The 26,016-nt window shown below is 30.4% G+C and carries 23 protein-coding genes; 18 read left to right on the top strand and 5 right to left on the bottom strand.

Annotation, left to right across the window (positions count from 1 at the left end; all coding sequences use genetic code 11):
• Nucleotides 1-28: 28 nt before the first annotated feature.
• The 5 genes from ABM4_RS04980 to ABM4_RS04960 all read left to right on the top strand — a co-directional run bounded on the left by ABM4_RS04980 (nt 29) and on the right by ABM4_RS04960 (nt 5,132).
• The gene (locus tag ABM4_RS04980; RefSeq protein WP_016358588.1) at nt 29-499 is read left to right on the top strand and encodes a HEAT repeat domain-containing protein; all 471 of its coding nucleotides are present in this window, start codon (nt 29-31) and stop codon (nt 497-499) included.
• A gap of 907 nt (nt 500-1,406) precedes the next feature.
• Nucleotides 1,407-1,997 (top strand): pyridoxal 5'-phosphate synthase glutaminase subunit PdxT, encoded by a 591-nt coding sequence (gene pdxT, locus ABM4_RS04975; protein WP_016358587.1) that lies wholly within the window; start codon nt 1,407-1,409, stop codon nt 1,995-1,997.
• Entirely contained in the window at nt 1,985-2,908 is a 924-nt protein-coding gene (locus ABM4_RS04970) for a class II glutamine amidotransferase (RefSeq protein ID WP_016358586.1), read from the top strand. Before pdxT ends, ABM4_RS04970 begins: the two co-directional genes overlap by 13 nt.
• Nucleotides 2,909-2,946: 38 nt before the next feature.
• Complete coding sequence (locus ABM4_RS04965) at nt 2,947-3,624, top strand: GXGXG domain-containing protein (RefSeq protein ID WP_016358585.1); 678 nt, start codon at nt 2,947-2,949, stop codon at nt 3,622-3,624.
• Nucleotides 3,625-3,638: 14 nt separating this feature from the next.
• A complete protein-coding gene (locus tag ABM4_RS04960) occupies nt 3,639-5,132 on the top strand; it encodes a glutamate synthase-related protein (RefSeq protein ID WP_016358584.1) in 1,494 nt (497 codons plus the stop codon).
• Nucleotides 5,133-5,881: 749 nt separating this feature from the next.
• On the opposite strand, the gene ABM4_RS04955 is transcribed toward ABM4_RS04960, so the two are convergent.
• Nucleotides 5,882-6,424 (bottom strand): DUF2115 domain-containing protein, encoded by a 543-nt coding sequence (locus tag ABM4_RS04955; protein ID WP_016358583.1) that lies wholly within the window; start codon nt 6,422-6,424, stop codon nt 5,882-5,884.
• A 163-nt stretch (nt 6,425-6,587) separates the two neighbouring features.
• On the opposite strand from ABM4_RS04955, the gene ABM4_RS04950 reads away from it, so the two are divergent.
• Nucleotides 6,588-7,064, top strand: coding sequence for a hypothetical protein (locus ABM4_RS04950; protein WP_016358582.1), 477 nt, complete (start codon nt 6,588-6,590; stop codon nt 7,062-7,064).
• 181 nt (nt 7,065-7,245) lie between these two features.
• Here the strand turns inward: ABM4_RS04950 and ABM4_RS04945 are convergent, their stop codons facing one another.
• From ABM4_RS04945 to ABM4_RS04935, 3 genes are all read right to left on the bottom strand, one after another.
• Complete coding sequence (locus ABM4_RS04945) at nt 7,246-8,031, bottom strand: alpha/beta fold hydrolase (protein ID WP_016358581.1); 786 nt, start codon at nt 8,029-8,031, stop codon at nt 7,246-7,248.
• 478 nt (nt 8,032-8,509) lie between these two features.
• Nucleotides 8,510-9,229, bottom strand: coding sequence for a hypothetical protein (locus ABM4_RS04940; protein ID WP_048200862.1), 720 nt, complete (start codon nt 9,227-9,229; stop codon nt 8,510-8,512).
• A 501-nt stretch (nt 9,230-9,730) separates the two neighbouring features.
• Nucleotides 9,731-10,555, bottom strand: a complete 825-nt coding sequence (locus tag ABM4_RS04935; RefSeq protein ID WP_016358579.1) for a nicotianamine synthase family protein — start codon at nt 10,553-10,555, stop codon at nt 9,731-9,733.
• A gap of 609 nt (nt 10,556-11,164) precedes the next feature.
• Here ABM4_RS04935 and nikR point away from each other — a divergent pair.
• From nikR to ABM4_RS04875, 10 genes are all read left to right on the top strand, one after another.
• Nucleotides 11,165-11,608, top strand: coding sequence for a nickel-responsive transcriptional regulator NikR (gene nikR / locus ABM4_RS04930; protein ID WP_016358578.1), 444 nt, complete (start codon nt 11,165-11,167; stop codon nt 11,606-11,608).
• Nucleotides 11,609-11,907: 299 nt separating this feature from the next.
• Entirely contained in the window at nt 11,908-12,717 is an 810-nt protein-coding gene (locus tag ABM4_RS04925) for a methyltransferase domain-containing protein (RefSeq protein WP_016358577.1), read from the top strand.
• A 19-nt stretch (nt 12,718-12,736) separates the two neighbouring features.
• Entirely contained in the window at nt 12,737-13,225 is a 489-nt protein-coding gene (hycI, locus tag ABM4_RS04920; RefSeq protein ID WP_232216509.1) for a hydrogenase maturation peptidase HycI, read from the top strand.
• A gap of 635 nt (nt 13,226-13,860) precedes the next feature.
• Nucleotides 13,861-14,070: a hypothetical protein gene (locus ABM4_RS04905; RefSeq protein ID WP_048200859.1), complete on the top strand. Its 210-nt coding sequence runs from the start codon at nt 13,861-13,863 to the stop codon at nt 14,068-14,070.
• A 629-nt stretch (nt 14,071-14,699) separates the two neighbouring features.
• Nucleotides 14,700-15,830 carry an ATP-grasp domain-containing protein gene (locus tag ABM4_RS04900; protein WP_016358573.1) on the top strand — a complete coding sequence of 377 codons (1,131 nt, stop codon included), beginning with the start codon at nt 14,700-14,702 and terminating at the stop codon, nt 15,828-15,830.
• Nucleotides 15,831-15,970: 140 nt separating this feature from the next.
• Nucleotides 15,971-17,044, top strand: coding sequence for a glycosyltransferase family 4 protein (locus ABM4_RS04895; protein ID WP_016358572.1), 1,074 nt, complete (start codon nt 15,971-15,973; stop codon nt 17,042-17,044).
• 142 nt (nt 17,045-17,186) lie between these two features.
• A complete protein-coding gene (locus ABM4_RS04890) occupies nt 17,187-18,668 on the top strand; it encodes a Mur ligase family protein (protein ID WP_016358571.1) in 1,482 nt (493 codons plus the stop codon).
• A gap of 458 nt (nt 18,669-19,126) precedes the next feature.
• Nucleotides 19,127-19,609: a hypothetical protein gene (locus ABM4_RS04885; RefSeq protein ID WP_016358570.1), complete on the top strand. Its 483-nt coding sequence runs from the start codon at nt 19,127-19,129 to the stop codon at nt 19,607-19,609.
• A 58-nt stretch (nt 19,610-19,667) separates the two neighbouring features.
• Complete coding sequence (locus ABM4_RS04880; RefSeq protein ID WP_048201031.1) at nt 19,668-20,885, top strand: hypothetical protein; 1,218 nt, start codon at nt 19,668-19,670, stop codon at nt 20,883-20,885.
• Nucleotides 20,886-20,920: 35 nt separating this feature from the next.
• Nucleotides 20,921-21,325 carry a DUF356 domain-containing protein gene (locus ABM4_RS04875; protein WP_016358568.1) on the top strand — a complete coding sequence of 135 codons (405 nt, stop codon included), beginning with the start codon at nt 20,921-20,923 and terminating at the stop codon, nt 21,323-21,325.
• Nucleotides 21,326-21,851: 526 nt separating this feature from the next.
• On the opposite strand, the gene ABM4_RS04870 is transcribed toward ABM4_RS04875, so the two are convergent.
• A complete protein-coding gene (locus tag ABM4_RS04870) occupies nt 21,852-22,355 on the bottom strand; it encodes a multiprotein bridging factor aMBF1 (protein ID WP_040681771.1) in 504 nt (167 codons plus the stop codon).
• Nucleotides 22,356-22,771: 416 nt separating this feature from the next.
• On the opposite strand from ABM4_RS04870, the gene ABM4_RS04865 reads away from it, so the two are divergent.
• Both ABM4_RS04865 and ABM4_RS04860 read left to right on the top strand, forming a co-directional pair.
• The gene (locus tag ABM4_RS04865) at nt 22,772-24,016 is read left to right on the top strand and encodes a proteasome-activating nucleotidase (RefSeq protein ID WP_016358566.1); all 1,245 of its coding nucleotides are present in this window, start codon (nt 22,772-22,774) and stop codon (nt 24,014-24,016) included.
• Nucleotides 24,017-24,722: 706 nt separating this feature from the next.
• Nucleotides 24,723-25,880 (top strand): MFS transporter, encoded by a 1,158-nt coding sequence (locus ABM4_RS04860; RefSeq protein ID WP_016358565.1) that lies wholly within the window; start codon nt 24,723-24,725, stop codon nt 25,878-25,880.
• Nucleotides 25,881-26,016 lie beyond the last annotated feature (136 nt).

Here is a 26,016-nt window from a genome sequence, read left to right as displayed (position 1 = left end):
ATAATTAATTATAAAAGGGGTTTTCATTATGGAAAAAACTATAGATGAATTAATTCAACAATTAAAAACTGATGATGATTTTGATAGAGAAGAAGCTTTAGGTCAACTTGAAGCAAGATCCGAAGAGTCCTTTGACTCTTTAGTTGAGGCTTTAGGTAATAGAAATAAAAAAATCAGAAGATACTCAGCTCAAGTTCTCGGATATATTGGAGATGAAAGGGCAATTGAACCTTTAATCGTTGTTTTAGAGGACAACAATAAATTTGTCAGAAGGGAAGCTTCAACCGCTTTACTACGTATCGGTGAACCTGCATACGATTCATTGATTGAATTATTGAACCATGAAAACTGGAGAGTTCGCGGTGCTGCAGCTTGGGCTTTAGGTGGATTAGGTAAGGAAGAGGCTATCGAATCCTTGGAGCCACTTCTTAATGATGAAAGTGGTTTTGTAAAAGCAGGTGCTAAGTCTGCAATCAATCAAATTAAAGAATCCAATTAAATCTTAATTCTTTAATTTTATTTTATTCTATTTTGTTAATTTTTGACTTTTATTTATTTGTCAAATTATTCTTAAGGATTCTGTCTTTATTTATTCTAGGTTTTGACTTGTTTGACTGTTTTTAAAGTTAGGTTTTTTTATTAAGCCTTCTACCTTCATTTAGTTGGGTTGTTTTTAGTTTTCGATAGTTGTTTATCTGGATATTCAACGGTTCTGAAGGTTTACCATTTTTATTTTAAATATGTAATGTTCAATTTAAATTTTTAAAACATTTGTCGTTGGTTTTTAAATTTGGATGTCTCATTCCATTTTACAAATCTTTTAGAAACTTTTATTTTTACCAGAATTCTTGTTTGTTTATTGTTTTTCATTTATTTTAACATGGTTTAACATCTTTTCTTAAAAAAACTAGATTTTTAAATATATATTGAAAAGAATTGCTATAAATATTCATATTTTAGAATGGGTTTTCTAAATATTTTTAAATTATTGTAAAGTATTTTTTGTTTTTTTATAAATTTAAAAATAAAAGCTTTTAAAAAATAATTATTTTTTTTAAAAAAATTTATTATTTTTAAACAAATTATCTTTAATTTTTAATTTGATTAATAATTTTTTAGAAAAAACTTCATTTTTCAATCCTAAATTGCACACTTTTATATATAATTAAGGTGAAATATATCTATAGTGATTTATTAGTTTACAAAAAAAATATTATTGTAATGTAATATTTTAATGTTATAGGTTGATTTTTTTTAAATAAAGTTGATCTATTCTAATATTATCCATGTTTTTTTAATAAGAATAATCTGATTGAATTTTCTAAAAAAAGGTTTTATTATATTAAAATATTTAAAATTTAATGGAAAACATCTAACTATTTATAATTGAATTTTTAGGCGATGTAATGTTAAAGATTGGAATTTTAAATCTTCAGGGTGCTGTTAGTGAACACTATGACATGATGAGGTTGGCTATTGAACATTTGGGTATTGAGGCTTGCTGTGAAAATGTCCGATATGCCGAAGACGTGGAATCATGTGACGGTGTAGTCATTTCCGGTGGTGAGAGTACTGTAATAGGTAAGATTATCTTTGAGAGAGGAATTGATAAGGTAATCAAAGAGAATAATATACCTGTTTTCGGTACCTGTGCCGGAGTGGTTTTATTGGCCCGTAAGATAGATTTTAAAGATCAGAAAACACTTGAGATGATGGATATGGATGTTAAGAGAAATGCTTTTGGCTCTCAAAAAAATTCTTTTGAAACGGAAATATCAATTTTAGGTGAAAAGTTTAATGGGGTCTTTATTAGAGCTCCGTCAATTATTGGTTATGATAAAACTAAGAAAGACATAGAGGTATTATCAAGATTAGACAATCAAGTAATTGCGATAAAACAAGGACATAATATTGCTTGTACCTTCCATCCAGAACTAACTGATAATACACTAATACACGAATACTTTATAAAGGAGGTGGAAAAATGTGTGGAATAGCTGGAATTGTTTACAAAGATGGTAAAATACATAATGTTGGAGAGGACATGACTAAAATGCTCAATGCCCTTCAACACAGAGGTCCTGATTCAGCAGGTTTTTCCCTTTATGGTGGTTTAGATTTAAAAGAGAATGAATATTTACTTAATATTGAATTTGATAAAAGAAGTGACGAACTATTTAATGAGGTTCAAGATACAATCAATGAAGTTACTCCAATTATATCTGAGAAACAATTAGCAACAATGGAGAATAATTGTTTATATCAATGTAAAATAGCTTTGGATGAGTTTAATTTATTGAAACCTCTTATCCGTGAAATCGATTCCGTTGATGATAATGTGGTTGTTATCAATGGGGAACATTCCTTTAGAATGGTAAAGGATGTTGGTCATGTACTTGATATAGCTGAAAGATATGATGTTGATGATATAAAAGGAACCCATGCTATTGGACATACAAGATTCGCTACTGAAAGTGGTGTGGATTTATACCACGCTCATCCATTCCAAACATATATCTTAAGGGATGTAACCGTTGTACATAATGGACAGATTACTAACTATTGGAAAGTTAGGGACGAGCTTGAAAGGAAAGGTCATATCTTTGAAACAAATAATGATACCGAGTGTTTGGTACATTATATTGCAGATAAAATATCCAATAACTATTCCCTGGAAGAGGCATTGGAACAGTCAATTGTTGATATGGACGGTCCATTCTCTTATATAGTTGCAACTCCTCAAGGTATCGGTATTGCAAAAGATAAACTAGGTTTAAGACCAGGTGTAATGGCTGAAAATGATGAAATATTTGCAATAGCTTCAGAGGAGGTATCCCTTCAAGAAGTCATTAATATTGATCAGGTTGAGCAAATTTATCCAGGTGAAACAAGAGTATTTGAGATTTAGATTTTTTAGTAATTATTAAATTAATTGTTGGTGATTAGATGGCAGGAGAAATAGAAATTGATGCATCATCAGTTACACCTCGTGAATTAAATAGAAAGATTCGAAAATATGGTAAGGATTACGATAAAATCATTATTAAAAACCCAGGGGCAGAACATTATATTGCGGCAGGATTTGTTGGAGATAATGACATTGTAATCGATGGATCCGCAGGTTATTTTGCAGGAACCATGGTAGATAAAGCAAACATCGTTATTAAGGGAAATGCCGGTTGGTTTGTTGGAGATAATATGACTAGCGGTGAAATCATAGTTGAAGGATCTGCAGGTGATGGTGCAGGACAAGGAATATATGGTGGAACCGTAGTCGTAAGAGAAGGCGTAGGTTCAAGAACTGGAGAAATCATGAAGAATGGTACAATCATCATTGGTGGAGATTCCGGATTCATGACCGGTATCTTCATGATGGGTGGTCGTATGATCATTCTAGGTGATTTAGGTGCAGATGCAGCTGAATCCATTATTCGTGGAGAGATCTACGTTCTTGGAGAAGTTACAAGCTTAGGTAAAAATGCAGTTATTGTAGATGTTACTGATGACGATAAAAAAGAATTGAAATCAGTTCTTGAACATTATGACTTTAAGCTAAGTGATGATGACTATAACAAATTTACAAAGATTGTATCTGAAAGTTCAAGACCGGTTTATGGTAATTAAGTTGGAGTGATAGAATGCCATATAAAGTAAAAAGAAGTCCAGTATTATGTAAAAGACATTTTGATAGGCCAGGATGTTGCTGGTATTTATGTGATGATAGGAATCCTAAAATATGTCACAAATGTTTTTCATGTGTAAATAACTGTCCTCATGACGTTTATGAGGTAGTTGGTGGGGAACCATATGCGGTTTATCCTGAAAGATGTGTTGGATGCAGGATCTGTATGGAGATGTGTCCTAATAAGGCTATTGAAATTGAGGCTATTCCTGAGGATTACAGGGAATCCTGGAAATATCCTGATGTCATGGAAATTGAAAGGAAATCCCAAACAGGAAAGTATCAAATCAGAAGTACAGGTGCACTTAGAAAAATACCAACCTTTGACGATTTAATAATTACTCCGGCACAGGTATCAAGACCACCACTGGATAAATACAGGGAACCTTGTGGTACAGATGTTGTACTGGGAAGCAGATATGCCGAAAACCCATTAAAGATTGATACCCCTATTATGATAGGTGCAATGTCTTTCGGTGCACTTAGTAAGGAAGCAAAAATGGCATTGGCTATTGGTGCATCACTTGCAGGAACAGCTACCAATACTGGTGAAGGTGGAATGCTTCCTGAGGAACGTGAATTGGCTGATAAACTTATTGTCCAGTATGCATCAGGTAGATTCGGTATATCTGCCGACACATTAAACAAAGGTGATGCAATCGAGATTAAGATAGGTCAAGGTGCAAAATCTGGTATGGGTGGACACCTCCTAGGTGAAAAGGTAACCGCAGATGTTGCAAGAATCAGAAACATCCCAATAGGTTCAGATGCACTATCCCCTGCAAGACATATGGATATTGTAGGTCCTGAGGATCTAGCAATGAAGATCGCACAGCTTAGGGAAATTACAGATTGGAAAGTACCTATCATGGTTAAATTCGCATCAGGTAAAGTTGCAAGCGATGTAAAAATTGCAGCTAAAGGTGGAGCAGACATAATTGTAGTGGACGGTATGCAAGGTGGTACCGGTGCAGGTCCTGATGTAATTATGGAACACTCAGGTATACCAACATTGGCTTCCGTTGTTGAAGCTGATAGGGCATTAAGAGAAATCAACCTAAGGGAAGATGTTGATCTTGTCATTGCCGGCGGTATTAGAAGTGGTCCTGATGTAGCTAAAGCTATGGCTTTAGGTGCAGATGCAGTATATGTTGCAACTGGTGCCCTCGTATCCATTGGTTGTAGGGTTTGTCAACAATGTCAAACCGGTAACTGTAAGAAAGGTATCGCTACCCAAAACCTTGAATTGAGACATAGATTAAATGTTAAACAGGCAGGTATTCAGGTGGCAAATTATATTAAAGCTATGACAAATGAGGCTTGTATGTTGGTTCAACAGGCTGGAAACACTCATCTTTCAAAACTTGAGAAAGAGAATCTCAGATCTTTATCCCTTGAAGCTTCAGCTTTAACTGGAGTTCCAATGGCGGGTAATGAATTCCCACATTAGATTCCCTTCTCTTTTTTCTATTTTTGTCTGATTTTGATTTTTTTTGGTTTTTTAATGGATTTGGTTTACTTTATTAAATTGGATCTTCTATTTTTATCTGATTTTTTGCTAATTTTTAATTTAATTTTATTGGTTTTGTTTCGTATTATTACTGTTTATTGTTGGATTTATTTTTGTTGATGTTGTTTGTTTTACTTTATGCTTGGTTTTTCTTGTTTTGTTTATTTTTTGTGTAAAAATTTTGTTGGGTTTTTTTAGTTTTAGTTTTAGTTTTATGGTTGTTTTTGTTTTTATTTTCTATTTGGTCTTGTTTATTTTGCATACATTATATACTGATAGGAAAGGTATCCTATTTTGTTTTAACTATTTTTTTTGTTTGATTATTTATTTATTGTTGTCTATTTTTTTAAATTGGATTATTTTATCTATCCTTTTCATTATTTGGGAAATTTAAATTATTTTTTCTAAACTTTATAAAAATTGGTTTTTCATTCCTGTTTTTAAAATTGTAAAAATTTTAATCATATTAAAACTTGCTGTTTTTTTTAATTTTAATATTATTTTTTTTAGATTATGGTACCATTAACTAATCCTTATAAAAATACCGGATTTAATACTATGATTTGAGTTTTAAAATTAGGTTAAGAAAAATAGCAATTGGATTTATTTAATTATCTTAAAGAAACAATAGATTAAACGATAAGGGATAATAAAAAAAGGTTTTAGAATAATCATGTTTCTTAATTAAACTAATTGGTTAAATCCTCCATCTCTTTTGCGATGCATAATCTACATAAAGCGTCTGGATTTTTGGATTGGTTGTGTTTTACAGGACAATAATATGTGCCATCCTTAAGTATGATCTTTTCGCCTGCTGGAAATGGGGTATTTAGCGGATGGATGGATTCCTCAAGAATGAATGTGGTGTAGATTGATATTATTCCATACATCAAAGGTGTTTTATTGCTTTCCGGAAGATTTCCTTTCTGTTGTAGATATTGGTTCTTCAGAATCCTAAGGGATCCCTTAAGTCTTTTTTTGTCAACGGTTTCGGGATAATCCCTGTTGTCATTCTTGATTCTATGGAGCCTTTTTAGAAAGTATTTGATGGTGACATCCAAATACTCGTCGCGGTATGACTTTTGAATGTATTTGCCTTCCTCCTGAAGGTATGATGATGCGGCCATCTCATCATAAATTGTTAAATGTCTTGCCTCGTCTTTAATGATGTTTAAAATATCGTTCTTGGATATCTCATTCTGTTCTTGAAGTTCTTCCAGTCTATCAAACATAATTATTCCTTTTTAAAATTAAGTTAAAATATTTATTATATGTAATTTATTATATTATTGGTGATTAAAATATTTTCATCTTAAAATATATTTATCTGTATAACCTAAAATATTACTTAGTTGATTCTTTATTTTTTAATATTAATTATTATTTTATGATATTATGAAAACGATTACAAAAAAAGAAAAAAAGGTCTTGGATCAGATCAGAAAGTTTGATGAGGATTATGATGGGGATATTCCTCAGGAAGTTCTACAGAGTGAACTTCAAATCCACGAATATCAATTATATGAAATATTAAACAGTCTTAAAAGAAAGGGTATAATTGAATATGACGATAACCGTGTAAAGCTTCTGGATATTAAAGAGAAGATTAACACAGTTGATTCAAAACAGGATGTTATTGATGCGGAAATAGATCAGATCGAGGAAAAATCTATTGAGTTAATCAAATCCATTGTACATGACGGCGTTGTACCCAAATATGTTCTTGAGGGCAATCTGTTATATGGTCCATTAAAGCTATCTGATTTTAGAATGTATCATGTGGTGATATCCTTAACAAACAAGGGCATAATTAAACCTGTTCTCCGTTATGGAGAGCAATATTATCGTTTGATGTTAACAGAGGAAGATTGAATATTCAAATATTTTTATTTCTAATTTTTACTTTTTTAGAGAATATTTAAGCTTATTTTTATTTTTTCTATGATTTTTTTTTAATAATTGTTCTATTTCTCTAATTTTTTCCTTTAAAAAATATTTAGGATTGTTCTTTTTGGAAATTTTTTTTTAGTAGATATTTTATTTCTAATTTTTTTTATTCTTCTAGAAAATCCTTAATAATAACTTTGGCCTTATCAAAATTCTTTTTAATTAAAACGTTATGTTTTGTATCCTCAAACTTGACTAGTCTTGAATTTTTAATATTGTTGTTTAATCTATCGGTTGCCTTTTTCGGAATAATCGGATCGTCCTTTCCATACAATATCAATGTATCATTCTGAATCTTTTCTAATTCATCTGTGGCATTGAATATGGAACAGCTGTAAAGGGTGTTATGTATGAAATCTATGTCTTTGCTGTTTTTAAGTTCCTTTTTGCTTCGATTTAACCTGTCCTTATATTGGACTAGCATATCGTCAGGAAGAATATACTGTATGATGGTGTCAAAGAACAATTCATAATCAATGGCGGAACTGTCATACATCCTTTTAAAGGTTTCTTTCATCTCATCTTCCATCTGGGAAAACGTTGAGATTAAAACAAGCTTGTTATATAAACCGGGATGTTCAATTACGGATTCAATGGCTACCTGGCCTCCAAGGGAGTATCCGATAATATTTGTCTGGTTTATATCTAGTTTTTTAAGTAATTTGTATATGTCATCTGCGAATAATTCAATACTGATTGTGTCCTCTCCGGATTCGCTTTTTCCATGACCTCTTAAATCTATTGAAACAACCTTAAAATAGTCTTTTAAATAGTTTGAAATATACGTCCAGTAATGTAAATCTTCAGCCAAACCATGTATTAAAACTACGGGATAGCCTTCTCCCTTAATCTCATAATTAACATTTATTGAATTTACTTCTATTTTACTCATATAATCAGTTTGTTTTCATTTTAATTATTTTTTATATTTTTAAAATAAGTTTAATATAGTTTTTTATATGGTTTAGGGGGTTAAAAATAGATTTTTTACAATAAGTAATAGGTTTCTTATATCTATTTTAAATAGGGTATAAGTTTAAAAATAGATTTTTTCATTGATTTTTAAAAACAGTTTATTTAAGATTAATTTATTTTAAATAGTTTTTTTTTATAAGTTTAATCTTTTTTAGAAACAGTTTATTTGAGATTAATTTATTTTAAATAGTTTTTTTTATAAGTTTAATCTTTTTTTTAAAAATAGTTATGTATGTATTTTAAGATAAGTTAGCCAAAATTCAATTTTTACTAATAAAGTTATAATTATTTTGGAGGGATTGTAATTTTAGCTAACTCTTAAAATATTTTAAGGTAATGACTTTAAGTTAATAAATGATTCAATGTTTTAAATTTCTAGAAGGGGGATGATAAATTTATTCTCCTTCATCATCCTCTTCTGCACCTTTCTCCTCGGATTTTAGATTTTCTAGATTGTCTGTAAATGATTTTGCATTTTTAATTTTATCTTCTAATTTAGATAACTCTTCTTTTAAAGCCTCTTCATCTTCTTCAAGGGAAAGTACATACTCTTCAGATCCATTTGCAAAGTCTTCATAAAGTTCGAGTATTTCCCTTGCAGATAGTACTGAATCTTCTTTTAGGAATTTTTTAGTATGGGGTTTTACTCTAATGCTTAATGGTTGTAGTCTTTGTTTTTTCCCATCCCCTTCATCATCCATCCATCTAGGTCCAAAACCTCTTGAAAATTCACCGTTTTTTCTCATTTCTCTTATCATTTTTTGTCTTCTATGGCAAAAATTCCTAAATTCTTCATCACTTAACTCATCAAAATCCCTTCCATAGGGGCCGTAAAATTGGTCTCTATGGCATTTTTTGCCATGAAAATCATCATAGTCATTATGATCTTTGCAATCCTTATGATGATGTCTATGGTGGTGATTGCATTTTCCGAATTCGTCTTCGGGGTGTTTGCAGTTTCTGTAGTGGCGGTGATTGCATTTTCCGAATTCGTCCTCTGGGTGTTTGCAGTTTCTGTATTGGTGGTTTCCGTGGTGGTGAGTGTATGGAAAATCACTGTCAAAATCATTAAAATTTATGTTCATGCCATACCTAAAATTTGGATTATTACACATATTTTATCACCTGTTAGTTTGTATTACAAATTTATTTTTTGTATACAATTAGTAATTAGAAGTGGTGGTATATAAATGTATTCATTTTTTAAATATGTATTCCTTTTTTTAAAATGGTTAAAATCTTATGAAATTATTAAAAAAACAATACTATCATTATATCATTTAAAAAATCTTTAATTAATGGATATATGCTAAAAAAATAAGTTTTAGTAGAAAATAATGAAGCTAGATGATTAATTAAGGTATTGTATAATTAATATTGTCTTGTAAATTATATAAATTGTAAAAGTTTAGTTAAACTTTAAAAAATTAGGACTCATTATGGTTATGATATAAAAGGTGCTTAATTAAAATTTAAAAAATCGTAGTTTAATTAGAATTAGAACCTATTATAAAAAAAGTGATCAATTAATAGAAATTAAAAATTGTAAATTATTTTAAATTAGAACTTATTATAAGAAAATGGTTAATAATATTAAAATATTATAAAAAGTAGAATCATGTTTCTACTTTTCTAAGTAAAACACTGGTATTATTGGTATTTCCTATTGGTAAAAGCATAATCTCTTTATGGAAACCCCTTAAAACCTTGTCAGTTAAAGGAGCATATAGAATAGCTCTCATACCACTATAAGTTCTAACAAGTACAGGGGTTTTCTCATCAACGGTTTCCCATACATTAGCGAATACTCTATCTTTAGGCTCTGCAAATGCCGCAACCATTAATATATCAAAATCTATATCCTTGAGGGTATTTTCATCTCCAACTAGAATTTCAATACCATCAGACAAACCTAACTTATCGATAACTTTCCTTGATAGTTCTGCAACATCCTCCTTAATTTCAATACCAATACATTTACATCCGAACTTTTGTCTAAATAATATTAATGTAAGTGGTAAAGGTCCACTTCCAACAAATACAAAGGTTTTGTCTTTATTGAATTTAGCGAGTCTTGATTCGTTTTTAAGTAATCCCTCATATCTTTCATAAAAATGGAACTTGTCAAGCTCAGCCTGAGGATCATCAGAATTTATAATGTCATATGCATTTTGTGTTTCTAATCTTACACCCATATATAAATAGAATTTTCTAATGAGTTTTAAAGCTTTATTCATTCTATCATTATCTAATATGTGTTTTGCTGAATCAAAATCAATTTCTTCATCGTGTGCAATAACTTCTATTTCATCTAATAATTCAGTAATTTCATTTAAACTAACAGTGTCTAATGAACTTAAATCATCTAATGAGTCTACACCATATTCTTCTAATTTCTCAGCGATTTCTTCGATTTTTGGCCAATATTTATAACAACTCATATTACCCTTCCATATAATTTTTATTTTTAAATTATTTTTTTTATTAAATTGATATATTTCTTTATTTATGGGTTATACTATATAACTGTTCCTTATAGCTATAATAATTCTTAATTTAAAAGTATTATTCTAATTTAATTCTTAATAATTTAGTTTTACAAATTATTAAAAAAATAATACTGTTTTATTTGTTTTTATTATTTTTGTTTTATGGTTTCTGGAAATGGTGCTATATGGTGTTGTTTCATTTGTTTTTAATTTTAAACTTCCAATATTCCTTAATAAAAATAGCTAAATATTTGTTTTAAACAAAATTTAATTTTTTGCCTTTTAATTAATCAATTGTATAACCATATTGAAATTAATAATTTTTTATTAAAAATTATTATATTAATTTTGTTCATTTTTTTATAATTAATTCTAGTTTTTTAATAATATTTCTTTTTTAAAAACTTATATTAAATAAAAAAACATTATATAATATAGGTTTTATATAAATGCTAATTACTGGATAATATGATTAATTTTATATATGTTAAACAACTAATTAATATTAATTAAGTGATTTTTATTACTTTTTTATTTTAATAAATTACAGGAGTTCGGGATATGATGAGAATCAGTATGTCATTACCAAAAAAGTTATTGTCTGATTTTGATGAAGTTTTAAAAGATAGGGGATATCAGTCAAGGTCAAAAGGTATAAGGGATGCTCTTCAGGATTATATTCTCCGTTATCAATGGATGAATGAGATGGAAGGAGAAAGAATAGGTGTTATAACTATAATTTATGACCATCATTATACTGGTGTAATGGAAGAACTTGCTGAGATTCAACATCATTATAAGGATACCATTATAGCAACCATGCATGTGCATATGACCGAGAAGTATTGTATGGAAGTCGTTATTGTCAATGGGGACGTTAAAGATATTCGTTCCGTTTATGAAAAAATGATGAAACTTAAAGGGGTTGAACACGTAAAACTTACAAGTACTGCTAACGGTAAGAATTTCGATCCGGATAGCAGTGACGATATCAGGGATACATAAACTCCTTTCTACTTCCTTTTTTTTAGTTTATTATGATAGTTTTTTCCATGTTTAATCCACTTTTTTTTTAATTGGCCGGTTGGAGTTTTTTAATGTTTCTAATCTAATTTTTTTATTAGCTGATTTTGTTTTTTAATATTTTATAATCTATTTCTTTTAATTATTGATCGGTGTTTTTTAATGTTTCTAATCTAATCTTCTGATTTTTAATTTTTCAATTATTGGTTCTATATTTACATATCCTGTTAGATTTCTCGGGATATAAAAAACTATTAATAATAAATAACATATCTAGAATAATGAAATTTAAAACAACCCCTTACCATTCACATTTAATTAAGGATACGGAACGTCTATCAGCATTTTATGAAGGCATATCCCAGTATGCAAGGGATTTGGATTATCTTAAAAATGAAGAAGGCCTGATCAATAGGGTTGTATATGATCTGGGCTGCGGAAGTGGGGTTCTAACTTATTTTGCGGCCTTATATTTTTCAGCTGTAGTTGGTTTTGAAAAGGATAGTAAAATTGCAGGATATGCTAAGGAGAATCTCAAGGATTTTGAAAATGTATTGATAGTTAATGAGGATGTTTTAAAATTGGAGGGACTTGCCAAGGCTGATTTAATTATATGTGAAATGTTGGATACCGCATTAATTGATGAGGAGGAAGTTCTTGCTTTAAACCATTTCATTGATTTTAAGGAGGATAATTGTACGGTAATTCCAAGTAAGGTTTTGAATTATGCGGAACCTGTTTCAATGGAACGGAGAAATGTCCATTGGGAGGATGATGATTATCATCCAAACTATAATATAATAGGTAAATCCATTTGCTATAGTGAGATAGACCTTCAAAGCAGAATTGATGAGAATTTTGAAGATGTTCTGGAATTTGCTATCAATGAGGACAGTAAATTTAATGGAATTAAGATTACAACCATAACCTTAATCAGAGATAATATTGTCTGTGGTCCAACGCCTATGTTTAATCCGCCGCTTTTTATACCTGTTGATGAGATAAACTGTAGAGCGGGGGATACAGTTAAGGTAAAACTATCATATAAAATGGGTGGGGGAATTGAAACAATCAAAACAGAATTAATCTGATTGGTTTAATTAATATTTTTTGTGTGATATTATGTTTGAAAAGGATTTGAAAGACTTCCTTCATGATTGTACTAGACTTGTTATTTTGGGAATCGGTAATGACATTCGTGGCGATGATGGAGTAGGCCAATATATTGTAGAGAGCTTGAAGGATTTGGGTAAGGAAAGTGATGATGTAATAATAATCAATGCTAAGACCGTTCCAGAGAATTTCACAGGCAAAATCAGAAAGATAGATCCAAGCCATATACTTATAATTGATGCCGTTTTAATGAATGAGGAACCTGGCACTGTTAGAGTAATCTCAAAAGAGCAGGTTGGTGGATTAAGTGTCTCTACCCATTCTATGTCCTTGTCATTTCTAATCAAATATTTGGAGATAGAGAAGCCATATAACATTGTGTTTTTAGGTATTCAACCTGAATCAATGGGCCTTGTTGAGGATATGAGTAAGGTCTGTAAGGATTCCTCGGACAGTGTTATTGATGTTTTGGATTCTCTTTTATAAATTGGAAAAAGTTTTTTTTAAAAGTTTAAATAGGTGGAACATATTTATTAAAAAAACAGGTAACCCTAAAAGTAAAGTAACAATACAAGTAGATTAAAAAATTAAAAACACAAATAAGAAAAGGTACACTCAAAATAATTATAGTTTAATATCAAACATCAAAAACAAAACAACCACGTCTAACAAAATATGTGAAATAAATAAAAAGGTACTTTATACTTTGGGGGGTTATGTTGGTGGAAAGGTATTTCCTCATGATACTGAAATTATAAATATTTATAACACTCCTTTCAATAAACAAGATTATATTCCTGTTTTAATTCATGAATTAGGGCATATTTTGGATTTAAATTATAATAAAAAATTTTACCATTTTACTAATTATGTGGGGGTATCTAATTCCCCAGAATGAGAAAATGCAATGATTAAGGATGGGAATTTTAAATTACAATTTGTAACTGATTATGCCTTTGAGAGATATAAAGCATATTTAAATAATAAAAAAAATAAATTATTATATATGGAGGATTTTGCAGTTTCTATATGTTTATATTTATGGGATGATAGAGATAATTTTATAAAAAATTATCCGAACAGATCTAAAATTATTGAAAAATTATTATATGGGTGATAAAATGTTTATACCTATAGTTAAATATCCTAGGAAAGAAAAAATTAAATTAAAAAAAGGATATAAAATTATTGAATATGTGGATTATACTAAATATTTTGCAGAATATTGTGTTGTATCTATTTATGATGATGAGGGTAATTTATTAAGTAGAAAATTAAAAAAGAATCCCTATGAAACTCATGTTTCCCTTTACTCTGATGGAGCAGTTTAATCTTTTTTTTTAATTGCTTAAACAAATATTCTATATACTTATTGTAACTATTTTTTATTTTTTTTATCTATTTTTTTTGTGTTTTCTAATTTTCCACTTTTATATGTTGAAGTATAAAAACATAGTAAATATAAAGAATTGTGGAAGTATAGAAAAACAATATTATTCTATTTTTTTAAAGATCATTTATTTTTTTCGAAGATTTTTTAATTTTAATTAATCCTCTATTGTAATTTATTATTTCTTTTATATTTTTTTCCTTTTTTTTTATCTGTTATTTTTTCTTTTATACTCCTTTTGAAAAGGAAACCTCTTTTTTAATTAGACTATTAAAGTTGAGGGGGTCTGTTATTTTTCATGATTTTGAAAGGTGCCGTTTTGATTCCTAATATCCCAGATACTGGTGGTGATGTTTTGGATGAAGAACTACTGGGAAAGTATCAATTGAATTCTTTTTTATTTTTAAGATGTTGATTTCCTTGGATATTTTTTTAAATTATTTTATTATTTTTTAGAAAATTTAATTAAGTATTATTAATTAATAATTATTTAGTATTCTTATTAATCTTTAAATTAAATCATGTTGAAGATTTTATTATTTTGTTTTTTTAATTAATTTATGTGATTATATGAAAATTTTATGTATTGGTTCAAGGCTGTTTGATGATGTTGCGCCTTATTTTAGAGAAAAAGGCATTGAAAGCGTTGTAACAGAATCAAACCCTGATGCAGACAATTTGGATTTGGCGGATGAAGTTTTTATAGGACCTAGGGGAATGAAATTTCCACGTGATGTTGCTATAAAGGAAAAGGTGGATGGTATTGTTCCATTAATCGGTATCGATCCTCCTCTTTTGGACGTCGCATATATGAAGGAGGAAGTCGAAGCCGAAAACAACATACCTGTTGTGGCCTCAAATGTCCATGCAGTACAGATATCATCTGATAAATCAAAGACTAAAGAAATATTTCGTAAGATAGGGGTAAACACCCCTGAGTCTGTTTATGTCTATAAAGAGGACCTTGATGATTTTGAGGATATTATCCATAATGAGGGCTTTGACTTTCCTGTGGTATTAAAACAGAATCAGGGCCAGGGTGGAAAGGACATCTCCATTGTCTCAGATCTTGACGGTGTTAGGAAGTACTTCGAAACATTTGATGGGGCTTTATGTGAGAATTTCATTGAAGGAGCTGAAATTTCAATAGAGACATTGGGATGGAAAGGTGAATATCTGCCGCTTGTACCTATCTATAAGGGGGATACCGGTATCAATGCAACACACCCTATTACCCGTGTAAGGTATGGGCCTACCAATTTTGAGAAATTGGATAATGAGGAGATAAGGGCTACCGCTTTAAAGATTGCTCAAAACATCAGGACCGAAGGAAATCTTGATTTGGATTTTATCTATGATAGAAAAAACAATAAACTATATGCTATTGAAGCTAACACCCGTCCAAGCGGTACCAGGTATTTAACACAGGCAAGCTCCACCATTAACACTCTTGCAGAACTTGTTGATATGGCCGCAGGTGTTTTTTCTATTGGGGATGTGGAATCCAGAATCAGGAACTATTACTGTGCGGAGATACCTGTAGGTACATATGAGGGAGAAATACCCGAAAAAACCTTTAAAGAAAAGGATTATGTTGTTCATGGACCTGTGGGATATCAGAGGGTAACCATTAGGGCATCCTCAAAGGATGAGTTAATATCTAAGGTTAAAAACATTACAGGTAGGGATATTGAAATCTAATTTCAATATTACTTTTTTTACTTATTTTGTTTTTAAACATTTTTCATGTTTTATTTAATCATTTATAAAGGAATATTAAATTATAAATAGTATCTAAAACAAACTATTATTAATATAAAATTGAATTTTTGTGATAAATTATGAAGACAGTTGATATTATAATAATGTTCTTTATTACATTATTCTCAACAATATTCTTCACATGGTATATTAGAAGGATATTGCTACAGGCAAAGATAACTGACAGTCCAATTGTTAGTGAGCATCGTCATAAGGCTGGAACCCCAACAATGGGTGGAATAGCATTTTTATTTTCTATTCTTTTAATCACAGCTATTTATTACAAAAATAACTATATTTTAATTACTTGTTTTATTATGGTAGCTGCAGGTATTATGGGACTTGTAGATGATTTGCTTGGTCTTAAGATCTCAGAGGTACAGAAACTTGTAAAAAACGTTACAGATGAGGTTGTACCTATAGGTTTACTTAATCTTGAACCAGGTGAAGAGGCAAGGGTTGCATCTGATAAGGCAAAGGCTCAGGTGGACCAATTACTTGAGGAAGGTAAGGTTGAAGTTATAGATCAGATTCCAATCAAATATGAAACCGGTGAGGCGGAACAAATATTTGTACAATTGTTCTTAGGTGTTTTGCTAGCATTGACATGTTCAATCACCACCCTTGGCGGATTCAATTTGGGAATTTGGGCAATACCTATCGTTGTCATTGCAGTATTAGGTGCGGTAAACACTGTTAATTTAATAGATGGAATGGATGGATTGGCTGCAGGAATTTTAGCTATCGCATCATTTTCATGTATAATATTTGGTATTATCAATGGAAGAATGGAAATTATACCTCCATTCGCTATACTTACAGCAATCTGTTTAGGATTCTTAGTGTTTAACAAGTATCCGGCAAGTATATTTATGGGAGATACTGGTTCAATACTTCTTGGTGCAGGTTATGCTGCAGCGGTAATGTTATGTGATGTTCCATACTTTGGAGTCTTAGCATTAGGAGTTCCAATTTTCTCAGTTTGTGTAAGTTTAGCTCACAGAGCACATTTAATAGAAATGCCTGTAGAACCGCTACACCATGCATTAAACTATAAGGGTATTCCTGAGACAACTATCATTTACTCTTATTGGGGAGCAACAGTTTTATTATGTGCTATTGGATTAATTGTTGATTATCTATTCTTTATATAATTAACAAAACATAATTTCTTTTTTTAATTTTTTTATTTCAATATTTTTGATGATTTTAAACATTTAGTTATTATAGAAAGTTTTTTTAAATATTTTAAACAAAACAAATCTTATATTTATTTCATTTGATGGAGAATATTTTATGTCAGATTTTAATTTAAGTATTGATGAGTTAGCAGAAGCCATTGGTGGTAAAATCATTGGTAGTGATGATTATAATTGTGGTTATAGTTTCTCTGGAAAATTTGATTTTTTAGCCCATGCTAAGAGGGGGGATATTGTAATTCGTCATAAAATCAACGGTAAAGGAATTGAGATTGCTAAGGCAAACGAGGCTGCAGCCATCATTACTCAAAATCCTTTGGAAAATGCTTTGGAAAATGCGGAACAGTTAAATTTTCCTGTGATTGTAGTTGAAAAAATCGAGATTGCAAATTCATTTGCAATAAAATGGGTCTTTGATCATTTTGATAAGGACTCTAAAAGGGTTGCAATCACAGGTACAAATGGAAAATCCACAACCTCCCACATGATTTATCATATCATTAAAAACTCCGGGGCTCATGTTTTAACCAATACTGATGCAAGGTCTGAATTCAATACTCTAATTGATCCGATGGTATCAAAAATGATTTATGAGGAAGTTGAAGAAAACGGTCCTTTGGATTATGCCGTAATTGAAGTATCAGAGGTTCAGGGATGGTTGGATCATGTAATGCGTGACCATGCTTATTTAATGACCAGTGCTATAAATCCCGATGTTGGAATAATTACAAATGTCACAATGGATCATATTGGACTTGTAAACTCTATTGATGATGTTTTAAGGGAAACCTCAGGACTTGCCCGCGGACTTAAAAAGGGAACACTCATATTGAATAAGGATGACGTAAACGTTAGTCAAATTAAACCAAACGACGGTGTAAACAGAATATTCTTCTCAATGGATAAGGATAACGCTACTCATAATGTGGTATTTGATACGGATAACGAGGTTGTGCTTGTGGACAATGTTGAAATTTTAACCATCGATGACTTGCCATTTAAGACTAACCATTTCATCCAGAATACATTGGCGGCTATTGCCGGAACATTGTCTTTAGGTGTACCTTTAAGTGTTGTGGTTGATGGTGTTAAAACCTACAGACCACTTAAAAGAAGATTCGTTAAATTAAATGAACATCCTGAGATATATGATGACTTTGCACATAACCCAGATGGAATTAAATCAACTGTTTATGCAGGGTATAAATTATTGTCTGATAAAGGCCACCTCTGGATTGTAAACGCAATACGCGGTTCACGTGGTGAGACATTAAACGGGTTAAACGCAGATGCACTTGTCGAGGTAATTACAAGAATTCATGATGAGGACGGACGTAAGGTCAATCTGGTCTTATCTTCAAGTGAGGATGTGGTGGATCATTTAAACATTGTAAAAGATTCTGAAAGGGAAATATTTCTATCTAAATTGGATGACGCGGATATCGAATATACTCATTTCGAACATCTTAAGGATGCATTGGTCAATGTTTTGAATAATGCAGATGTAAATGATACCATATTACTTCTTGGAGCTCAGGGAATGGATCCTGCAGAGAAGATACTTAAAAACATGATGTGATTTTTTCTATCTGTTTTTATTTAGTTGTACTAGTTTTAAAATTTAGTTCAACTATTCTTTATTTTTTATTTAATGTTTTCCGGTTTTCTGTGTTTTTATTTTTTTCTTGTTTTGTTTTAATGGTTTTTAAATTTATCTGGTATCTGATATTCGGATTCGTCGATTTATAATCGATTCTTTTTTATATTTTGATAGAATTTGACTTAGTTTATATAATTTATAAAAATAGTTAAAATATATATGTAATAATAATCTAATAGATATTTATATTGTAAATTGAATACTAATATTTTATATTGATTTAAACTTTAAAAATGAATATAAAATTTTAATATTGATTTGTAATATTCGTTTTAAACCATTAAGGTTTTAAAAACATTAAAAAATATTAATTTTATTTATTTAAACAAATTTAAAAATGAATAATTAATTTATTAGGTATTAGTGAAGTGAAATTCATGCTTATAAAAGTTAGAAGAGATACTTTGATTATCTTACTATTAGCATTTCTACTTATTGTATGTGGTAGAGTAATAACTTATGTGGCATATGCTTCAACTATTCAAGAAGAACAAGGTGTCCCTATTACTGGAGTTCAGATTAAAGGTAATGATGTAATTCCTTTAGAAACCATTAAAGCTAATGTGGCAAGCTCTGGTTTAAGGGAAGGTAGTTATATAGATGGTAGTATGTTACACACGACTAAGAGGACATTACCTCTTACTGAAGCGGTTTCGGATGCTAAGACCTATGCAATGGCCTCAACAATACCCGGTACTACTGCACGACCTATTACTGCAGTGGATATCAAGATTGATAATACCACAGGTATTGTAACTGTTACTGTTGTTGAAGACTTTTCAAGAGTTAATTTAGGTAATTCCACTACTACTAATTCAAATAGTACTAATTCATATTATCGTACAACAAGTTCAGGATAGGAGGGATTAAGTGAAAAGGTCTAAATTAATTTTATTAATTTTATGTGTACTTCTTGCTTTGGTTTCTGCTAGTGCTGTTTCAGCTACTATGAACTGTATTATTATTAGTGATCCTAGTGGTAATGATCCTAATGGTGCTGCCGCAGGTAGTATGTCTTTTGAAGAGAACATGTTTCAATCTACATTTGTAATGTCTACTAAAAATCAATATGCTGTACTTTCTGGTGGTGAAAGTGAAGATGATAGTTTAAGGCTTCAAATGGTTTGTAACGCTTTAGCTGATATTGAAGGTGGAGGTTCAGCTTCATCCTCAGCTGCAGTTGCTAGTTCCTATTCTGGAATGAGGGCAATTGTAGGTGGTCCTAAAGTAGGTATGGCAATTGGTGGTTCTTTCGATGCATATGTTATTGTTGAACAGGACAATGGATCTTATACTGTAACTCCTTATTCAGGTGGTACCGTATCTATTCCTGCCGGTAAAAAAGGAGCGATTATTCACTTGAGGGATAGTCCAGGATCTGCTGGTGGTGCAGCTGCCAACAGACAAGCTATCGCTACCGAGATTGCAAAAGAATTAAGAGATGGATATTCTGCTACACATATTATGGGTACTGTTTTTAGATTGGTATCCACTGAAACTGGAGAGGTTTACGGTGGAGGTGCAGATAACCTTTACTGTGGTATTTCTACCGGTGATATGTTCACTCCAGCAGAGTTAAATCAAAAAGGATATGTGATGTCCGATCCTTATAACAAGGTTTGTCAAAAATGTGGATGGTCAGTTGCTTATCCTGCTGCCGAAAACTATAATAGATGTCCGTATTGTGGTGGGGAACTAAAAACCCAATATGCATATGATGCCCTGGAGAAGGCTATAACAGTTAGTGATGACAGTGCGAATGTATATGTTTATGGTTCTGATGAGCAAGGTTTAACGGCTACTACACAAGAAGTTGTACAATATGAAGTTTCTAAAAACGGATATAGCTCTACAAACATAGCTTCAGCAATTAACAAAGCAATCAACAATGGTATTATTGTTGGTGTAAACTATGTTGAGGCTAAAGATATTAATGTTAACAAGAATGCTAAGTCTGTAGGTGTATATTATACTGCACTTCCAGATGGAAGAACATCACCTCCATGGAATTTACCAATAAACACATTTTTACTTAATGTTCTTGGAGCAATCCAAACAGTTATCGGAATTGTAATTATAGTTCTAGTAATATTTAGAGGAAGATTGCTTACTTCCTTCCAGAAAAGGAATAAATAATCTTTTCTTCTAATTTTTCTATTTTATGTGATATTATGGCTTTAATTTTAATTAGAGGAGAAAACAATTCAAAAGTGCTTAATGCGATATCTGATGTTGAAAAACATGGGGGTCTACATTTAACATCAAAGCCACGAGCATTAGATGCTAATATTGCGGATAATATTGTTTCAAAAATTTTAAAAGCAGATATAAAGAATGAATCCAAAGTTGCAGCTGTATTTTCCATTCAGGAAAATCCGACCTTGGCAATTTCAAAAATTAGAAGTATTCATCCACCTGCACATATCATTGTGGTTAGTGATGAGTATGATGAAATTTATGAGGATTTATTGAATAAGATGGATGAAGCAAAATATTTTGAAGGATATTATTCTGCTAAAGCAAAAAATACAAAAACAATTGATTATAAAAAAATGCCAAAAAAACCTAAACTTTAGGTTTTTTATTAGTTTTTTTATAGATTTTTATTTTTTTATGGTTTTTTAAATTGAATTACTTTTTTTTGGGATTTTTGGTGGTGTTTTTTGGTTTTTTTTTAATTTGAATTACTTTTTTTGGATTTTTGTTGTTGTTTTTTGGTTTTTTTTTTTAATTTGATTTACTTTTTTTGGATTTCTGTTGTTGTTTTTCGGTTTTTTTTTTTAATTTGATTTAATCTTAAAAATTTTATAAGAAAGAGTCTTCTAATTTTGGATTAACTTTAAAATGCTATTTTCCATAAAAAGTTAATCTATCTGTTCATCGTATTTTAAAATGTAAACATATGCATACTAATTTTAATTCAATGAATCTGATAAAACATTTTAGATCAATTTTTTAAATCTTAAAATAAGTTGTTTTCATTGATTTCTAATAGACTTTATATATTTTAAAAAAAGAAAAAAATAGTAATTAGATTATAAAAATCTAATTATGGAAAGATGTTTTGTTTAATGATTTTACAACAATTTCGTTTTTTAAAGTTTACTTCTTAGATTTTTTGAATTTTACAATGCTTCCAATAGTGTTTGCACCACTTGAAATATTTTTCATGGTTTCTAAATCTAATGGTTCAACTTTTTCAATTAGATTAATATTTAATGCCTTTTCTAATTTTTTAGCAGTTTTAATATCGGGTTCCATTTTCTCGGATTCTATTTTTGCAATGACAGAAACCTTTTCGAAAACCTTTTCACCTAATTGCTCTCTAGAAAGATGTTGAGCTTCACGTCCTTGTCTTACAACTTTACCATAATTTTCAATTAACTCATCGGTTGGCTCTTCAGGTCTTCTAGAGTAATTGTTTTTGTTGTTATTAGAATTATTTTTTCCAGATTTTTTATTTTTCTGTACATATTTTGGGCGTCTAGGGACTTTTTGTACCTTACCAAATTTGGAGCATTCTTTACAAACATCCATTGTTGCGCCATCAATTTTTATTCTAATTGGTTGACCTTTAATAGGTTGACCACACATTTCGCAATCCATATTTTATAATTGTTTTTTCTTTTTTAAACTTTTCTAATATACTAATTTTATTTTATGGTTCTGTTTTTTAAAATGTTGTTCAAGTTTATTTAATTGTTCTATTAATATTCATATTAAGGAAAGTTTTAAGAAAGTATATATATTATGTTTACATAATTTAATATGATATATAAGGACATATTTGTTAAAAATTAATGAAAAATAACTATTGGGTATGTTTAAAAATATTGTTTTCCGGTGAGTTTTTATTTAAAAATGAGTTTTCGCCGTAAAACGTTAGATAAAATGGAATTAAATATTTGAAATGTTTGTTTTATATTATTAGAACAATCTATTATTTTTTTCCTTTTTATTTAATTTATTTTTAATATATGGATGAACATTAATAGAACATATTTCAATTAGGAGCGTTTAAAATGGATGAACATGAAGAAAATTCTTCACAGGCATTACTTACTAAAATCGAAGAATTGAAAGATGAAGTAAACTTGCTTAAAGAAGAAAATACCAAAACAAAACGCAATTTAATGTGGAAAGTTAGAAAACTTGAAAAGGATAAGGTTCTAACTGAAAATGAAAAAATCAGACTAGAAAGGGAAGTCAAATCATTAAGGGGTGAAGTTGAAAGATTTAGATCACCTCCTTTAGTAATTGCTACAATTAATGAAGTAATCGACGATACTAGAATGACTGTTAAAAGTAGTACTGGTCCAAATTTTTTAATCAATTATTCTAAATTTATTGATCCTAAATTATTACAACCAGGTGCAAGAGTTGCCTTAAATCAACAAACATTTGGTGTGGTGGAGGTTTTACCTTCAGAAAAAGATCCAAGTGTATCTGGAATGGAAGTTGAAACTAAACCTGATGTTACATATGATGATATTGGTGGTTTAGATGACCAAATTGTAGAGGTTAAGGAAACAGTAGAGTTACCTCTTACTAAACCAGAATTATTTAAAAAGATAGGTATTGATCCACCTAAAGGTATTCTTCTATATGGACCACCTGGAACAGGTAAAACGTTGCTTGCTAAGGCAGTTGCTAATGAGACTAACGCAACCTTTATTAAGATTGTCGCATCCGAATTTGTTAAAAAATATATTGGTGAGGGTGCAAGACTTGTAAGGGAAGTTTTCGAACTTGCTAAGGAGAAAGCCCCTGCCATTATATTTATTGACGAGATTGACGCAGTAGCTGCTAAAAGACTTAAAAGTTCAACAAGTGGTGATAGGGAAGTCCAAAGGACCTTAATGCAATTACTTGCAGAACTTGATGGATTTGAATCCCGTGGAGATATAGGTATTATTGGAGCTACCAACAGACCTGATATTTTAGATCCTGCTCTTTTAAGACCTGGAAGGTTTGATAGGTTTATAGAAGTTCCTGAACCTAATGAGGAAGCAAGAAAACAAATCTTAAAGATCCATACATCTAAAATGGCTTTAGATGAGGAGGCTGATTTAGATTTACTTGCAACTTTAACCGATGGTTGTTCTGGTGCTGATTTAAAAGCGATCTGTACTGAGGCAGGTATGTTTGCAATAAGGGCAGACAGAGACAGTGTTACTGTCAGCGACTTTATGGATGCAGTTGATAAAATCATGGATGTAAACAGTGATGACGAATTCCAAAAAGAAGCTGGAGTAATGTTCGGTTAAACATATAAGATAATCTAAAATTTCAATTTTCAATTTTTTTTTGGAATTTTGATTTACCCTTAATTCTATTAAACGAGGCCAATGATGAACCCTATGAGCTCTGATATGTGATGAATGATGGGCGAACTGAGGCCTTTTTTTATTTATATTCTATTCTTGTTTTTAATTTTTATTGGTTTGCATGGTTTATTTCACTGGTTTGTCTGTGGATTTTTCTATTTTTGAATATTTTTTGTTGTAACTAGTTTTATTTATGGACATTCCTGTTTTGTGTGATTATTTTTTCCGGTTGTTTTTTTTTGTCTGTGGATTTTTCTATTTTTGAATATTTTTTGTTGTAACTGGTTTCATTTAAGGATATTCCTGTTTTCTGTGTGGTTATTTTTTTCTGGTTGGTTTTTGTTGTCTATTTTTTCGGTTATACATTTTTAGTTTAGTTAACCGGTAAATATCTGATTGTAAATGCCTGTTCTATTTGGATAAATAAATGATATTGGATACAATATCATGTGATTTATAGATTGTTTTCTTGGTAGCTATTTTCTATAGGTGGTCTGGTATTATATGTTCCATAGAAAATTAATAGATTAATTTAAATAAGACCTTTCAATTAATAAATATGAGAAGGCTTTTTGTATTTTAATATTTAACATTATTGGAAGAAATTAAGTTGTATCGTTTTATAATTTTATAGGATTTTTTTCATATGAAACGACAGAGTTTAGCAATTTATATAATGATGTTAGGTACTTTCAGTATTCTAAGTACAGAAATGGGTATGATAGGTATTTTGCCTCAAGTGGCTCATTACTTCAATATTACTATAGACCAAGCGGGACTGTTTGTAAGTCTTTTTGCAATAGGTTCTGCTGTAAGTGGATTAATATTACCACTTCTATTTGGTAGGTATAACAGAAAAAAAGTTTTTACCTTATCCCTTTTAATCTTTGTAATATTCACGGCAGTAAGTGCATTTACAACTGATTTTTATATTGCACTTTTATGTAGGGTGATCATATCACTATTCATGCCTATATATTGTGGATTAAGTTTAACTGTAGCTGGTGAAATTGTTCCGAAAGAGGAGGCCCGCGATTCAATTAGTAAGGTAATAATGGGTGTCAGTGCTGGAATGATTATTGGTGTTCCGATAACAGCATATTTTGCTAGCTATTTCGGATATGAAATTGCAATGTTATGGTTTACATTTGTAAATCTTCTTGCATTGGTAGCGACTGTTGTGCTGTTTCCAAGTATTCCCGGAAAGGAACAGTCTTATGGATCCCAGGTATCTGAAGCCAAGAGCATGATTTTCATTGTCTCAGTTTTAGGTGTAATAATGCTTAACTGTGGCCAGTTCTTATCTTATTCATATGTTTCAGAATTTTTACAATCAGTAACCCATATTATTAACCTGGATTTAACAATACTGTTATTCTTATATGGTATCACATCCATATTCGGTAATTGGGTTGGCGGTAAATTACTTTCAAGCAGGCCCCATATAACAGTGATTTTAACTCCAATATTTTTATCTTTAATATTTGTAAGCTTGTTCCTTGTTGGCAGTTCAACAATTCCAACAGGTATTCTTGTAATATTCTGGGGATTGATAGCAGGTATTATTAATAATATACTTCAATTTTGGATTGTTACCGCTGCGCCAAAGGCACCTGAATTTGCCAATGGAATCTTTTTAAGTATGGCAAATATTGGTGTAACCATTGGAACTAGTATTGGTGGGGTTATTATTGTAAATCAGGGTACCAGTTTTATATTCCTTGGTTCAATTGTGGTTTTAATGATAAGCTTAATCCTGTTTGGAGCTAGAATTAAATTAGAACCATCAGCCGATAATTCCTAAAATTAAAACTGGTTTTTTTTAGTTTTTTTTTAAATCATCATTTTTTTTATTCTAAAATCTTAAAACCAATTGTTTTTTTTTAAATCATCATTTTTTTTATTCTAGAATCAGATTTCATAATCCGATTTGTTTAAAA

This window comes from Methanobrevibacter sp. AbM4 (assembly GCF_000404165.1).
Taxonomy (GTDB): domain Archaea; phylum Methanobacteriota; class Methanobacteria; order Methanobacteriales; family Methanobacteriaceae; genus Methanarmilla; species Methanarmilla boviskoreani.
The sequence above is the reverse complement of the archived record's forward strand: the minus strand, read 5'-3'. Positions and strand labels throughout refer to the sequence as shown.